Origin of the sequence: Mesobacillus selenatarsenatis SF-1 (assembly GCF_000813125.1) — a bacterium.
GTDB classification, from domain to species: domain Bacteria; phylum Bacillota; class Bacilli; order Bacillales; family Cytobacillaceae; genus Mesobacillus; species Mesobacillus selenatarsenatis.
Window position 1 is genome coordinate 36,999 of the sequence record NZ_BASE01000016.1, and the last position, 13,280, is coordinate 50,278.

Below are 13,280 nucleotides of genomic sequence, written 5' to 3' on the forward strand. Positions count from 1 at the left end.
CTACATCCACTCAATTATTACTCTTCACTCAAGATTGTAATGACATCATAGGTTGAATCGGTAAGCTTAATTGTAACAGTACCATGCTGCTTTGTGAAATAAACATCAATCCAGGCTTCATGTAGCATCTCCACTAAATCCGGATCAGGTTTGACTGAATTTGATTTGAATATGACTGCTAGCTGAGGGTCAAGATGCTCAATCAGCAAATCTGAAAAAGAACCTTTTGCAGCAAAAAACGGCAATTTGACAATATTGACATTCTTCAATGGTTCTGCAAGAAATGCTTGTTCGGAAGCATGACTAGCTGAACTAACATAAAAAATTTGATGATGAAAAAATTGAAAAGAAATATCTGTGCCTTCATTCTCTTCACTGCCATCGAAAATGACTTCTGCAGTCAATCCTGGCATTAGCTTTAACAAATCTCCCTGCTTCCAGCTTTGAACTTTCACTTCAGTCGGGATTGAGGCTCCTGCCAAAACCTGATTACCAGCTTTCCCCGTAAATATCCTGCGGACATTATATTTCTGGATTAGTTGATCGAGGTTTTCCTGCCCAGCATTCGAAGTCAAAATAATCGTCGATAAATCATTTACATGAAAAAGAGCAAGCAGCCGTTCAAGCTCTTTGAATGTGCCAGTACCACCAGTATTCACTAGTATATTCTCGCCATTAGCATGCTGAATCAGTGCGGCCTCTCCATTGCTTATTGCTAAGAATGTAAAAGCCAATTCGTTTCTTTTCAGATTGACATCTACCCCTTCAACCTCAACGGGAGCAGAAGGAGATTCATAGGGGAAATAATACCAATTCATAAATGCCAGGATTGCTAATAACAGCTTCATGTACACTCCTCCAATTACTTCTAGCTTTAGAGTGCGTCATTTAGCTGAAATTATAAAAAGCTTTTTTTAAAAAAGGCTGTTTTCGTAAAGTTTGTTGTTAAAATCCTAATGCCGATTTTAACGTAATGCATACCCATTTTGCAGGTCGATATTAAGTGTGCATGCTCTTTTCTCATAAGAAGCGTCAACTTTAGGAAGGGTTATAGGTGATTCAATTCAATTTTGTTTTCAATAACAACAAAGTTTGAGAAAAGAGCGTAAAAAAAGAAGTTCAATGTTGGTCTTTCGCGCAACAGTACTACAGCCAATCATGAATCATATCGACTATTTCTGTAATAGATCCTTTTTCAACTGGAACGTCAGGTACCGATTGTAAAAAAGCACCTCCGTATGATGTGGTAACAAGCCTTCGATCAAAGATTAGAATCAGGCCTCTATCATTTGATGTACGGATTAGTCTGCCAAACCCTTGTTTAAATCTCAGGACGGCTTCAGGGAGGGACAATTCAGAGAAAGGGCTGCCACCGTTTTCCTTGATCAAAGCACACTTTGCAGCTGTTATTGGTTCATCTGGTGGTGTAAATGGAAGCCTCACGATTATTAAGCATGATAGATCCTCACCAGGAATATCAACACCCTCCCAGAAACTGCTGGTCCCGAATAGAATCGCTTTATCGAACCGTTTGAAGTTCCTGGTCAGTCTTGTCCTGCTGCCTGCAGTAATCCCCTGGGCAATTAAAATGAACTCTTCAAGCAGGCCGCTCTCCTTGATTAGCTCATAAGCCTTTTTCAGCATTTCATGCGATGTGAACAAAATCAGCATCCGGCCATTAGTTGCTTCTGCAATCGAGATGATATGTTCCGTAATAGCCGCGACATAGTCATCATTAGATACAGACTTAATTTCCGGCAAGTCATCAGGCACAATGAGCTTGACCTGAGACTCATAGGAAAATGGCGATGGAATTTGCTTTTCCATCAGTGTAGTTCGCAGTCCCAATTCCTTTTTGATAAACGTGAAGGAATTATTAACAGAGAGGGTTGCAGATGTAACAACAACACTTCTTTTTTCGTGAAAAATTGTTCTGTCAAATAATCAGATACATAAACAGGGCGTGAAAAAATTGTCGTTGAATTTTGCAAAGCCCTCATATCTGCCTCAATCCATCTCACATAACCGCTTTCGTCCATAAAAAGGGTTCTGGCCGTAATACGGATTTTTTCCAAATCTTCTGTAACCGAAACAACCTCTTCAAGGATTGATTGCTGCACACCTGTATAGCGATGAGGACTTTTTCCCGCCTCATCCAGCCTTCCTTCCAGAGCGGTGATTAAATCCTTTAAGTGGAAATAAAACCTTTCTGCGGTTGTTTTCAATGCAGTCCAAATCCGGTTGTCTCTGTCCGGAATCATGCTTGCATTCAATTTACTTCCATAAGATTTATTCTTCGTCGCTTTTCTTGCATAAGTTCCTGCAAGCTTGAAGAGTTCTTCTGTTTCATATACTAAATCAGATATCAACTGATTGATTTGAAACGTATGAAGCCTGCTGCTTCCCAGATCGCCGTTATTATTGTTAAGCAATGTCTCCAACTTATAGAACAACTGGTTTTGGTCATATAAACCAAGCTGATTAAGTACTAGCCTGACAGCCAGATAATCAAGTGACTTGCCAAAATACTTTCCTGCCGCCTTTTCGAATTGGTGACCTTCATCAAGTACTGCATAGTCATAATTCGGTAACGGACCTTTTTCTGCAACAAGGTCGGCAAGCAGCATTGAATGGTTAGTGATCAAAATATCCGCATTATGCGCTTTTTCGATTGCCCTTTGATAAAAATCATAATCCTCCCAGTGCTTCGTCTTGAGGAAAAGCGCGCGTTCATTTTTCACTTTACTCCAGAAGAGCATGCCCCCGCTAGACAAATTGAGTTCATCAAAGTCTCCAGTTTCTGTTTGCGTAAGCCAAACAAGGATCTGCATTTTAGTAAGGGCTGTATCGTAATTCTCCTCTACCTCCCTCAGGGAGTGCTCAAACCGGGCCATGCTGATATAATTGTTCCTGCCTTTAATCAACGATGCATTTATGGTTGTTCCCAATACCTGACCCAGTTTTGGAATGTCATTGAATAACAGCTGTTCCTGGAGCTGTGTTGTGTAGGTACTGATTACAACCGGATTATTACTCTCCAATGCAAAGATTGCTGCTGGGATCAAATAACCAAGGGACTTTCCTACACCCGTTCCCGCTTCAACCAAAGCATGGCCATTCTTTGAGAATGCTTCACGAACGCAGTCCATCATCTCGAACTGTCCATGCCTGATCTCATAGCCAGTAAATGCCTTTTGAAGTAAAGACATCTTTTCCTCCACTGATTCCGGATACGCAATAGCACTTTGGTTAATTTTGCGGATCACCGCTCTCTTTTTCAGGGCTAACCCACGGTAGATTTCAATATGTTCAGGTAAGATTTCCAGTCTGCTCTCCTTCACACTCAAAACATCATCAAAAATTAAGTGAAGGTCACTCTTAAGCCCCTCTGAGAGCTTAGCCAGTTCTTTGACTGTGACCAAAGGTAACGCTTTTATATCCTCAAGCATTATCAGAAGCAACTCTGCAGTCACTTGCGCATCACTGTCAGCCTGGTGAGGGCGGTCATGATGCAAACTCTCCCTTGCGGCCAAATCAGTCAGTTTATAACTGTCAGCCGTTGGATACAGGATTCTTGCCATTTCCACGGTATCTATAACAGGACCATATAAACCTTCCTGTCCTGAATTTAATAATTCTTCTTGTAAAAATGAAAGATCAAATAAGACATTATGAGCCACAAAATAAGCATCTTCAAGCATATCAGAAACCTGCGGAGCGATTTCCTCAAATAATGGAGCATCCTTTACCATTGAATCAGAAATTCCTGTCAGCTCTTCAATGAATGCAGGAATCTCCTGCAATGGATTGACAAGCGAGGAAAATCGGCCAGTAATCTTCCCATCCTCAATGATCACTGCTCCAAATTGTATAATACGGTCACCCTTTTTAGGGGAATTGCCCGTTGTTTCTAAATCTACAACCACAAATTTTTGGCTCATTCTTCAATACACCTCTAACATTCAGTCAAACAAAACCGTATCATAAAAAATATGAAAGTGAAAGCGGGACAGTGCCTGTATCGTCCCATCTAGAAGATTCAATACTTATAGACCCACTTATATTATTGCCATTTTAAAAACTTTTGGATATCTTTTTGTCGTTGTTTATCCTTTTGTGTACACATTCTTACACCAAAGAACGTTCTTGAGATTTGCTTAAAAACTGTATGAAAAAACTCCCGATGATCCGGGAGTTTTCTGGCTCTATAGGAAAACCGTTCTTTCAGGTTCAGCATGGAGCATTTCTACTATACGGTTATTCTCATCCATCAACGCTACTTTTGGCTGGTGAGACGGAACCTTCTCTTCAGGGACAAGTGCATAGGAAATGATGATCACAACGTCACCCTCATGTACTAGACGGGCTGCTGCACCATTCAGGCAAACTACTCCGCTCCCTCTTTGCCCCGGAATAATATAAGTTTCGAAACGGGCGCCATTATTATTATTGACAATTTGAACCTTTTCATTAGCTACCATTCCGACTGCATCCAGAATATCGCTGTCGATTGTGATGCTGCCGACATAGTTCAAATTGGCTTCAGTTACTCTTGCTCGATGTATTTTAGCATTCATCATGGTGCGGAACATGGAATATAATCCCCCTAAAATGAGTTATTTTACCTCTAAATCTATAATGGTATTGTCAATCAGTCTTGCTTTCGAGAACTTCACCGCAAGGGCAATGATCACTTTACCCTTCAATGTTTCTAACTCTTTCAGCTCTGGATAAGAATAGATTTCAACATAATCGACTATACCTGATGTATTCTCATGGATATGATTTTTCATCATTCCAACAAGTTCTTCAGGATTTCTTTCGCCTCTCTCAATGGCGTGTCTCGCCATCTCCAGGCTTCTGCTAAGTTCAACTGCCTGCTGTCTTTCATCTTCACTTAAATAAACATTTCTCGAACTTTTTGCAAGCCCATCTTCTTCACGTACTGTTTCAACTGGAATCAATTCTATCGGAAAATTAAAATCCTTGATCAGGCCATCGACCACTGCGACCTGCTGGGCATCCTTGAGGCCAAAATATGCCCTCGTTGGCTGGATGATATTGAACAGCTTGATTAAAACAGTTGCTACTCCGTCAAAATGCCCTGGTCTTGATTTGCCACAAAGGACATTTGTCCGGTCAACAACAGAAACTTTTACCGAAGCACTATCTGGATACATTTCTTCAGCAGAAGGATAGAAGATAAAATCTACTCCCTGATCCTCCGCAATCTTATGGTCACGTTCAAAATCACGCGGATAGGCATCCAAATCCTCCGTAGGGCCGAATTGGAGGGGATTCACGAAAATACTCAGGACAACAACGTCATTTTCCGGACGGGCGTTCTTCATCAAAGATATATGGCCTTCATGCAGAAAACCCATGGTTGGTACATAACCAATGGATTTACCATTAGATTTTAATTTTTGCATCTGTTCCTGCATCTCGATGATTGTTCTAATGATTTTCATTCTTTTCCCCCGTACAATGCCTGCAATTCTTCTTCCTTCATGGTAAAGCTATGTTTATCTTCTGGGAAAGCCTTATGCCTTACTTCTGAAACATAGGCACTGAGCCCGGAAGAGATTTGTTCATTTACATTCGTATATTGTTTCACGAACTTCGGTACCCTGTCCACACCATAGGTGATTATATCGTGATATACAAGTACCTGTCCGTCAACCTCTGCTCCAGCTCCGATACCAATCGTAGGGATTGTGAGGGCCAGGCTGACCTGCTCAGCAAGCTGTTTAGGGACACATTCCAGCACAACAGCAAAGGCACCTGCCTGTTCGCATTTTTTTGCGTCATCAATTAATTTCTTTGCCGCATCAGCGCTTTTTCCCTGGACTTTATATCCACCAAGTACCCCGACAGACTGCGGAGTGAGGCCAAGATGTGCTACTACGGGAACTCCTGACTTCGTCAGTGCGTTTATATGGTCAATGACCTCATCAGCACCTTCTAATTTCACAGCGTTTGCCCCTGTTTCCTGCATGATTCTCGCACTGTTTATAAGAGTGTCCTTAATCGACAGATGATAACTCATAAATGGCAAATCGACAACGATGAATGTATTGCCTGCTCCTCGCCTGACAGCTTTCGAATGGTGGATCATGTCCTCCATTGTTACTGGTATAGTCGAGTCATAGCCGAGCACGACCATCCCAAGGGAATCGCCTACAAGGATCATATCAGCTTCAGCCTGTTCGGCATGCTTGGCTGAAGGATAATCATAGGCTGTCACCATGACGATCTTGTTGCCTGTTTGCTTCATTTTCAAGAAATCAGTTGTTTGTTTCATTTTCGTTCCTCCCTTTTTCTGAAGAGGAGATAAAACAATCCATCAATGCCAGACACTAAAAAAGGGCCCATCTATGCCAGAAGGACCCTTTGAAGCCTGTACTTGTTTCATCCCTCTGTCCCAGTCCGCTACCGGATCCAGGCAGAACTATTTTTTTATAAAATAAATCAACAAGGTGCAGTTCTTTCGATACCGCCCAGATTGATTATAGCAAATGACTGCTTTTTTGGCTACATTACTGAATTAACCTTCTATCTGGATATCCGCGGAGTAAATGTTATGAATTTCCCCTGCTAAATCCTCAATCAAAAGAACTCCGTCTTCAGTAATCCCGGTGGCTTTACCTTTTATCTCCCCAGTTAGGGTCCTTGCAGTGATCTGTTTACCGATGCTTATAGCGTAGCTTTCCCACATCAGCTTTATCGGAAAAAAGCCTTTTTCGAGATAAAGTAAATACAGTTTTTCTAATTTTTCAAGTATCGTCCTGATCAACTTTTCCCTGTCTATGATTTTTTCAGATTCAATGGCGAGCGACGAAGCGATTGTTCGGATATCTTCAGGGAAATCTTCTATGCCTGTATTGACATTGATGCCGATTCCAATAATGATTGAATTAATCCGATCTGATTCAGCCTGAAGCTCGGTAAGGATTCCAGTGATTTTCTTGCCGTTAATAAGAATATCATTCGGCCATTTTATTTCAGGCAATAAGCCTGTTACTTCCTCTATAGCCTGCACCACACCGACTGCAGTGATCAATGTCAGCTGCGGAGCCTTCGGTATAGGAATTTTCGGCCTGAGGATGAGGCTCATCCATATACCTGTATATTTTGGGGAATGCCACTTCCGGTCCATCCTCCCTCTGCCTGCAGTTTGCTCCTCGGCAATCACCACAGTTCCCTCTTCAGCATTATCATAAGCCAGTTTATACGCATTTTTTTGAGTGGATTCTACGCTGTCATGATAGTGCAGATTCCTTCCTAGGAATTCAGTGTTTAAACCAAGGGTGATTTTATCTGCAGACATATTGTCAGGGATTGAAATAATTTTGTATCCTTTTCTTCTGACCGCCTCAAATTCAAAGCCTTCCTTGCGAAGCTCCTCGATATGCTTCCACACCGCCGTACGTGTGCAGCCCGCAATGTCAGCCAGATGTTGGCCTGATAGATATTCAGTTTCATTCCTCGTAAAAGCATCTATCAATTTTTTTCTGATCTCAGATTGGACGCGTTCAGCCATTCCTTTATTTTCTCCTTCTCATTTGGCACGATGCCATAGATTACAGAACGTTCAATTTCCTCAAGATACTCGCGCAGCCAGGGACCAGGCTGTTTATCCAGCCAGTCCATAACATCATTCCCCGTGACGTTCAATTCTTTTCGATGCTTGATCGGAAGCACCTCATGCAATTCCCTGATTTTTTCGGTGCTGGTATCAATATCTTGCAGGGACGCAAACACTATTTCAGCGCTAATTGCAACTTCCAATCCTGCGTTATAAACCAATTCCGGATTCCATTCATTTTTAAGGCGATGCAATAACAAAGCATGAATATGTTTGATTCGTTTAATTTTTTGGACTGGAAGCTTCCATTCTCTCAGGAATTCTTCAATTTCTTTATCTTTCAAACCTAATTCAAATACCAGCAGGACCCAAGATTCCGCCAGTTGGAAATTCCCTCTTAGATGCGTTGAAAAGCGTATTACTTCATCACGATGCCCTTTTAACCCTGGCAAATATTGAATCATGCCACTATTGGCCAGTAATTGGACTGCTTCGCTAAGGCCTGGTCCCATCAGCAATTTCTCGAACTCAACAGTTTTGCGCTCGACCGCTATGTTCTCAAGCAGATGACAGTTTGCTGCAAGCGATACTAAAGTCTGCTTTCCAATCGAAAAAGATAATTGTGACTGGAATCTAACAGCCCTCAGCATCCTCAATGCATCTTCACCGAATCGTTCATCTGGATTGCCTACTGTCACAATTTCTTTTTTGTTTATCGCTTCTTTGCCCGCAAAAGGATCGATAATGTTCCCTTCTTTATCCATTGCCATTGCATTCATCGTGAAGTCACGCCGCTGTAGATCATCATTTAATGACCTAATGAAAGAAACCTTATCTGGCCTGCGGAAATCTGTGTAGTTTTCTTCGGAACGGAATGTCGTTATTTCATAATGTTCGCCTTTATAATGGACGAGAATCGTTCCATGTTCAATTCCCACATCATTGGTTTTAGGAAAAATCCGTTTTAACTCCTCAGGTAAGGCTGAGGTTGCGATATCAACATCGGATATTTCGCGGCCGAGGATATGATCCCTGACAGAGCCGCCGACAAAGTACGCTTCGAACCCGGCATCCTCAATTAATTGAAGGACAGGCACTGCCTGTATGAATGGCTGACCAATCATTGTGCATCCTGCCCGACGATACTATAGTAGATACTTTCGTATTCAGATACGATTTGTTCAGCGCTGAAACTTTTTTCTGCCCTTTCTACCGATTTCTCAGCAAAACGCTTGTGGATTTCAGGGCTTGAGAGTATATTAACAGCTTTTTCCGTTATCTCTTCGATATTTCCTAATTCGCATATGTAACCCGTCTCTCCGTCCACAATCACTTCCGGAATCCCTCCTACATCTGTACCGATACATGGTACCCCGCAAGCCATTGCTTCTAAAGCTACCAATCCAAAGCTTTCCTTTTCTGAGAGAAGAAGCATCAAATCACTTAATGAATATAGCTCCTCTACCCTCTCCTGTTTTCCAAGCAGCAGGACTTTGTCGCGGATCCCCAGCTCACTTGCAAGATTGCATACAATCTTCATTTCCGGTCCATCTCCAACAAGCAAAAGCTTGGCCGGCATTTTTTCTGCGATGCCTGCGAATGCTTTGATCACATCCGGAACTCTTTTAACAGGGCGGAAATTGGATACATGGATGACCACTTTTTCTTCAGGAAGGATTCCATATTCCTTCCTGAGATCAGAAGAATCAATGCGTTTATTGACACGAGTGTCTATGAAGTTGTACACACAGCCAATTTCCTTGTCCGGTTTGATCAAGTCATAAGTCTGCTGGATAAGCGAATTGGAAACAGCTGTAACGTAATCAGATTTTTCAATGCCGAACCGTATGGCATCAGTGAGTGACGGATCGTATCCAAGTACAGTAATATCTGTACCATGAAGCGTTGTGACAATCTTCAAATCACGCCCGCTCATCTGGCGAGCCAGTATAGCACAGACAGCATGAGGAATGGCATAATGGACGTGAAGTACATCTAAATTTTCCAAAACTGCGACCTCTGCAATCTTGCTGGCCAAAGCAATATCATATGGAGGGTATTGAAAGACAGAATATTGATTGACCTCAACTTCATGAGAATAAATATTTCGGTACATTTTTTTCAGGCGGAAGGGAAGGCTCGAGGAAATGAAATGAATCTCATGACCTTTCTCCGCCAGCAGCTTCCCGAGTTCTGTTGCGACAACACCAGAACCACCTACCGTCGGGTAGCAAGTGATGCCTATTTTAAGTTTCTTCATTTTCCTTCCCCTAACAAATCCTTATGGATTAACAATGGTTTTTTGGACATAAAGCCTTCGGCATAAGCGACGCCAGCTTCCTTGCCAAATAATTTCTCGCGTGCTTCGACTGTTTCAATGTAGCCGTTCACAAGCGGGGTGTCAAAAGTTCCTGCCCCTTTCATGAATTGGCTTTCGTAAGCATTTAATGCATTGATTTTTAAATGGATATAATCCGATACATCAACTAGAAAATCAGGTTTGTGGAATCCATTGATCATATAAAAATATAAAGCTTTTGCCCTGTGTGGCTTCAGCCCGTCCTCTTCATCATATTTTCTTACTGCTGCCGAAAAGACCGCCTCCTCAACAAGGCGGGCACAGCTGCCATGGTCAGGATGACGGTCATCAAAATAAGGTGCAAAAACTATGTCCGGAGTATTTCGCCTGATCACTCTAACAATTTCCCTTATGTATTCTTCCTTTAAAAATAAGCCTCTGTCAGGCAAGTCAAGTGATTCCCTCATCTTCACTCCAAGAATACCGGCTGCTTCTTTTGCTTCTCGGCTCCTTATCTCTACCGTTCCGTTTGAAGACATCTCTGCTTTGGTCAAATCACAAATCCCGATAGATTTTCCTTCAGCAGCATATTTCGCGATTGTACCGCCCATCCCGATTTCAACGTCATCAGCATGGGCACCAAACGCCAGTATATCAAGCTTCATTGCTTCCATGTTCATCACCAGTTTCTTCTTTTACTATATTTCGCCAATCAAGGTCTCCTCTTTCAATCCCTTTAACGAGAATCTCAGCTGTTCCCATATTGGTCGCCAGCGGAACAGAATATACATCACATAAACGAACGAGGGCAGTCACGTCAGGTTCATGCGGCTGAGCAGTCAATGGATCCCTGAAAAAAAACACTGCATCCATAAGGTTATTGGCAATCCGTGCGCCAATTTCCTGGTCACCGCCAAGCGGACCGGATTGAAACCTTGTCACTTCCAAACCCGTTGCTTCAATAATCCTCAACCCTGTTGTGCCGGTTGCGAATAATGTATGCTCTTTAAAAATCTCCTTATAAGCGACAGCGAAACCCACCAGATCATCTTTCTTCTTATCATGTGCAATTAAGGCAATGTTCATGGTTTCTCCCCTATTCTATGATATTCTCTAATCCGTAAACAAAAGCATCCATTTTCATGACTGTATCAACCGCAAGCTTTACTCCAGACATAAAGGAGCTTCGATTGTATGAATCATGGCGGATCGTCAATGTTTGTCCGTCAGCGCCGAATAATACCTGCTGGTGGGCAATCAGTCCAGGAAGCCTTACTGAATGTATGTGCATACCTTCATAATCCGCACCGCGGGCACCTTGAATTGTTTCCTTTTCGTCAGTATGTCCCTGTGTTTTCGGTTCGCGTACATCAGCTATCATTTCTGCCGTTTTCACTGCTGTACCCGATGGCGCATCAAGCTTCTGATCGTGGTGCAGTTCAATGATCTCAACGTCATTGAAATACTTCGCAGCCATTTGCGAGAATTTCATCATCAAAACCGCTCCGACTGCAAAGTTTGGAGCGATGATACACCCTGTTTCCTGTTCAGCGCACAGCTGTTCAAGTTCATCAAGGTCTTCCTTACTGAACCCTGTAGTCCCTACCACCGGGCGAACTTTATATTTCAATGCGGTCTTTGTATGGAACATGCCTACTTCAGGTGTCGTCAGGTCAATAAGTACATCTGGCTCAACTTCCTGGAGACATTTCTCGAAATCTGTATAAATTAAGGCATCACTCGCTGGAAAGCCCTCGAGCTCACCAACTTTCATTCCTTCATATTTCCTGTCAACAACTCCCACGAGTTCATATGTATCCGTCCCGAGCACCAGATCGACAGCCTCTTTACCCATTCTTCCTCTTGGTCCTGCAATAACAATCTTTACTTTTTCCATATATTTAGTCTCCTTTAGCTGTCTTTCCTTGTCCAGCGGTCTTTGTCCCTAGTATTGAACTTTTCCATAACCATGTTATGTGCTTCTTCAAGGTCTATATTTAAAGAGTTGGCAAAACAAATCATCACAAAAAGCATATCTCCCAGCTCTTCTTCAATTGTCTTTTCTTTTTCATCATTTTTCTTTGGCTTTTCGCCATAATAGTGGTTTACCTCACGAGCCAGTTCCCCTAGCTCCTCGGTCATGCGTGCTGTCAAAGCAAGCGGACTGAAGTAGCCTTCTTTAAATTGGCTTATATATGTATCCACTTCCTGCTGGAGTTCTTTCATCGTTTTCTTTCCACTCAAGAAACTCACCCAACCTTTTTATGTATGTTTATCTATATCGATGTTAGCTTAATGAAGGTACTTTGACAAATATTTTTATTTCAAACTAATTCTAGGCAATCACTAATAGAGCTTTTTTCAACCTAATACTCTCATCACAATACAGAACTTCGAACATGGAATATTGCGACTCTTTATGCCCCTCCTGTAAAAGATTGCCCTTGTTGGTTATATTTTATATAATATAAGCGCTTTATCAGGTAATTTTTAGTCGTACTAATTAGGAGGAATTCATCGTGCTTAACGGCTTAAAAATCAAAAACATCTTTTTCATTTTGCTTGGTGCGGCTATTTTCTCATTCGGCCTCGTTCATTTCAATATGCAGAATAACCTCGCAGAAGGTGGTTTCACCGGAATTACCCTTTTGCTTTATTTCGTATTTGGCTGGTCTCCTTCCATTACTAACCTATTATTGAACTTGCCGCTTTTTTTCATAGGCTGGAAGCTGCTTGGCCGGAATGTATTTATTTATACAATCATAGGAACAGTAGGAGTCTCCATCTTTCTGGCTATATTTCAAAAATATCAAATCGAGATGCCCTTATATGAGGACTTGTTTTTAGCGGCCCTGTTTGCGGGAGTGTTCATCGGGATCGGCCTTGGGATTATCTTCCGTTACGGAGGAACTACGGGCGGAGTCGACATTATCGCAAGGCTGGCGCAAAAGTATGTTGGTTGGACAATGGGCAGGACAATGTTCATGTTTGACTTTGGTGTCATTACACTTTCGCTTATTACATATTTGAATTATCGGGAAGCCATGTATACACTTGTGGTCGTCTTTGTAGGGGCCAGGGTGATCGACTTTATGCAGGAAGGTTCATACGCTGCTAGAGGAGCTATGATCATCTCGGAGAAAAACGAGGATATCGCAGCCAAAATCATGAAAGAAATGGACCGCGGGGTCACCAGCCTGAAAGCGGTAGGCTCTTATACTAAATCAGAAAGAGATGTTTTATATTGCGTGGTCGCCAAGAATGAAATCGTCCGATTGAAAAGTGTCATTAATTCGGTAGACCCCCACGCATTTGTATCGGTAACCGTTGTACATGATGTACTGGGTGAAGGATTTACGCTTGATGAAAATAAACTGCCTTTGGAAAGATAAA

General features: G+C 42.1%; 14 protein-coding genes. 1 reads left to right on the top strand and 13 read right to left on the bottom strand.

From position 1 onward, the window contains the following. Positions 1 to 17: 17 nt before the first annotated feature. The 13 genes from TY49_RS03610 to TY49_RS03665 all read right to left on the bottom strand — a co-directional run bounded on the left by TY49_RS03610 (position 18) and on the right by TY49_RS03665 (position 12,113). Positions 18 to 848, bottom strand: coding sequence for a ComEC/Rec2 family competence protein (locus tag TY49_RS03610; protein WP_041964537.1), 831 nt, complete (start codon positions 846 to 848; stop codon positions 18 to 20). Positions 849 to 1,146: 298 nt separating this feature from the next. Then, complete coding sequence (locus TY49_RS25535; RefSeq protein ID WP_369389212.1) at positions 1,147 to 1,827, bottom strand: helicase C-terminal domain-containing protein; 681 nt, start codon at positions 1,825 to 1,827, stop codon at positions 1,147 to 1,149. Next, a complete protein-coding gene (locus tag TY49_RS03615) occupies positions 1,827 to 3,941 on the bottom strand; it encodes an exonuclease domain-containing protein (RefSeq protein WP_369389214.1) in 2,115 nt (704 codons plus the stop codon). The genes TY49_RS25535 and TY49_RS03615 overlap by 1 nt, the downstream gene beginning before the upstream one ends. A gap of 264 nt (positions 3,942 to 4,205) precedes the next feature. Beyond that, on the bottom strand, positions 4,206 to 4,592 hold the full coding sequence (gene panD / locus TY49_RS03620; RefSeq protein WP_041964538.1) for an aspartate 1-decarboxylase: 387 nt from the start codon (positions 4,590 to 4,592) through the stop codon (positions 4,206 to 4,208). Between the two features lie 24 nt (positions 4,593 to 4,616). Continuing rightward, entirely contained in the window at positions 4,617 to 5,471 is an 855-nt protein-coding gene (gene panC, locus TY49_RS03625; RefSeq protein WP_041964539.1) for a pantoate--beta-alanine ligase, read from the bottom strand. Next, complete coding sequence (gene panB, locus TY49_RS03630) at positions 5,468 to 6,304, bottom strand: 3-methyl-2-oxobutanoate hydroxymethyltransferase (protein WP_041964540.1); 837 nt, start codon at positions 6,302 to 6,304, stop codon at positions 5,468 to 5,470. The genes panC and panB overlap by 4 nt, the downstream gene beginning before the upstream one ends. Positions 6,305 to 6,547: 243 nt before the next feature. Next, positions 6,548 to 7,543, bottom strand: coding sequence for a biotin--[acetyl-CoA-carboxylase] ligase (locus TY49_RS03635; RefSeq protein WP_041964541.1), 996 nt, complete (start codon positions 7,541 to 7,543; stop codon positions 6,548 to 6,550). Beyond that, a complete protein-coding gene (locus TY49_RS03640) occupies positions 7,504 to 8,712 on the bottom strand; it encodes a CCA tRNA nucleotidyltransferase (protein ID WP_369389218.1) in 1,209 nt (402 codons plus the stop codon). Before TY49_RS03640 ends, TY49_RS03635 begins: the two co-directional genes overlap by 40 nt. Beyond that, the gene (gene bshA, locus TY49_RS03645; RefSeq protein WP_041964542.1) at positions 8,709 to 9,848 is read right to left on the bottom strand and encodes an N-acetyl-alpha-D-glucosaminyl L-malate synthase BshA; all 1,140 of its coding nucleotides are present in this window, start codon (positions 9,846 to 9,848) and stop codon (positions 8,709 to 8,711) included. Before bshA ends, TY49_RS03640 begins: the two co-directional genes overlap by 4 nt. Next, complete coding sequence (gene bshB1, locus TY49_RS03650) at positions 9,845 to 10,561, bottom strand: bacillithiol biosynthesis deacetylase BshB1 (RefSeq protein WP_439646151.1); 717 nt, start codon at positions 10,559 to 10,561, stop codon at positions 9,845 to 9,847. The genes bshA and bshB1 overlap by 4 nt, the downstream gene beginning before the upstream one ends. Further along, positions 10,542 to 10,973, bottom strand: coding sequence for a methylglyoxal synthase (mgsA, locus tag TY49_RS03655; RefSeq protein ID WP_041964544.1), 432 nt, complete (start codon positions 10,971 to 10,973; stop codon positions 10,542 to 10,544). Before mgsA ends, bshB1 begins: the two co-directional genes overlap by 20 nt. Before the next feature lie 10 nt (positions 10,974 to 10,983). Then, complete coding sequence (gene dapB, locus TY49_RS03660) at positions 10,984 to 11,784, bottom strand: 4-hydroxy-tetrahydrodipicolinate reductase (RefSeq protein ID WP_041964545.1); 801 nt, start codon at positions 11,782 to 11,784, stop codon at positions 10,984 to 10,986. A 14-nt stretch (positions 11,785 to 11,798) separates the two neighbouring features. Further along, on the bottom strand, positions 11,799 to 12,113 hold the full coding sequence (locus TY49_RS03665) for a nucleotide pyrophosphohydrolase (protein ID WP_041964555.1): 315 nt from the start codon (positions 12,111 to 12,113) through the stop codon (positions 11,799 to 11,801). Positions 12,114 to 12,406: 293 nt separating this feature from the next. Between TY49_RS03665 and TY49_RS03670 the strand changes: the two genes are divergently transcribed. Further along, positions 12,407 to 13,279, top strand: coding sequence for a YitT family protein (locus tag TY49_RS03670; RefSeq protein WP_041964546.1), 873 nt, complete (start codon positions 12,407 to 12,409; stop codon positions 13,277 to 13,279). Position 13,280 lies beyond the last annotated feature (1 nt).

Bases quoted from the DNA above. Each gene is read 5' to 3' on its own strand.
- TY49_RS03635 (WP_041964541.1), bottom strand. From the start codon at position 7,543: ATGGCTGAACGCGTCCAATCTGAGATCAGAAAAAAATTGATAGATGCT.
- TY49_RS03665 (WP_041964555.1), bottom strand. From the start codon at position 12,113: ATGAAAGAACTCCAGCAGGAAGTGGATACATATATAAGCCAATTTAAA.
- TY49_RS03640 (WP_369389218.1), bottom strand. From the start codon at position 8,712: ATGATTGGTCAGCCATTCATACAGGCAGTGCCTGTCCTTCAATTAATT.
- bshA (WP_041964542.1), bottom strand. From the start codon at position 9,848: ATGAAGAAACTTAAAATAGGCATCACTTGCTACCCGACGGTAGGTGGT.
- panC (WP_041964539.1), bottom strand. From the start codon at position 5,471: ATGAAAATCATTAGAACAATCATCGAGATGCAGGAACAGATGCAAAAA.
- dapB (WP_041964545.1), bottom strand. From the start codon at position 11,784: ATGGAAAAAGTAAAGATTGTTATTGCAGGACCAAGAGGAAGAATGGGT.
- TY49_RS25535 (WP_369389212.1), bottom strand. From the start codon at position 1,827: ATGGAAAAGCAAATTCCATCGCCATTTTCCTATGAGTCTCAGGTCAAG.
- panB (WP_041964540.1), bottom strand. From the start codon at position 6,304: ATGAAACAAACAACTGATTTCTTGAAAATGAAGCAAACAGGCAACAAG.
- panD (WP_041964538.1), bottom strand. From the start codon at position 4,592: ATGTTCCGCACCATGATGAATGCTAAAATACATCGAGCAAGAGTAACT.
- bshB1 (WP_439646151.1), bottom strand. From the start codon at position 10,561: ATGGAAGCAATGAAGCTTGATATACTGGCGTTTGGTGCCCATGCTGAT.
- TY49_RS03610 (WP_041964537.1), bottom strand. From the start codon at position 848: ATGAAGCTGTTATTAGCAATCCTGGCATTTATGAATTGGTATTATTTC.
- TY49_RS03615 (WP_369389214.1), bottom strand. From the start codon at position 3,941: ATGAGCCAAAAATTTGTGGTTGTAGATTTAGAAACAACGGGCAATTCC.
- mgsA (WP_041964544.1), bottom strand. From the start codon at position 10,973: ATGAACATTGCCTTAATTGCACATGATAAGAAGAAAGATGATCTGGTG.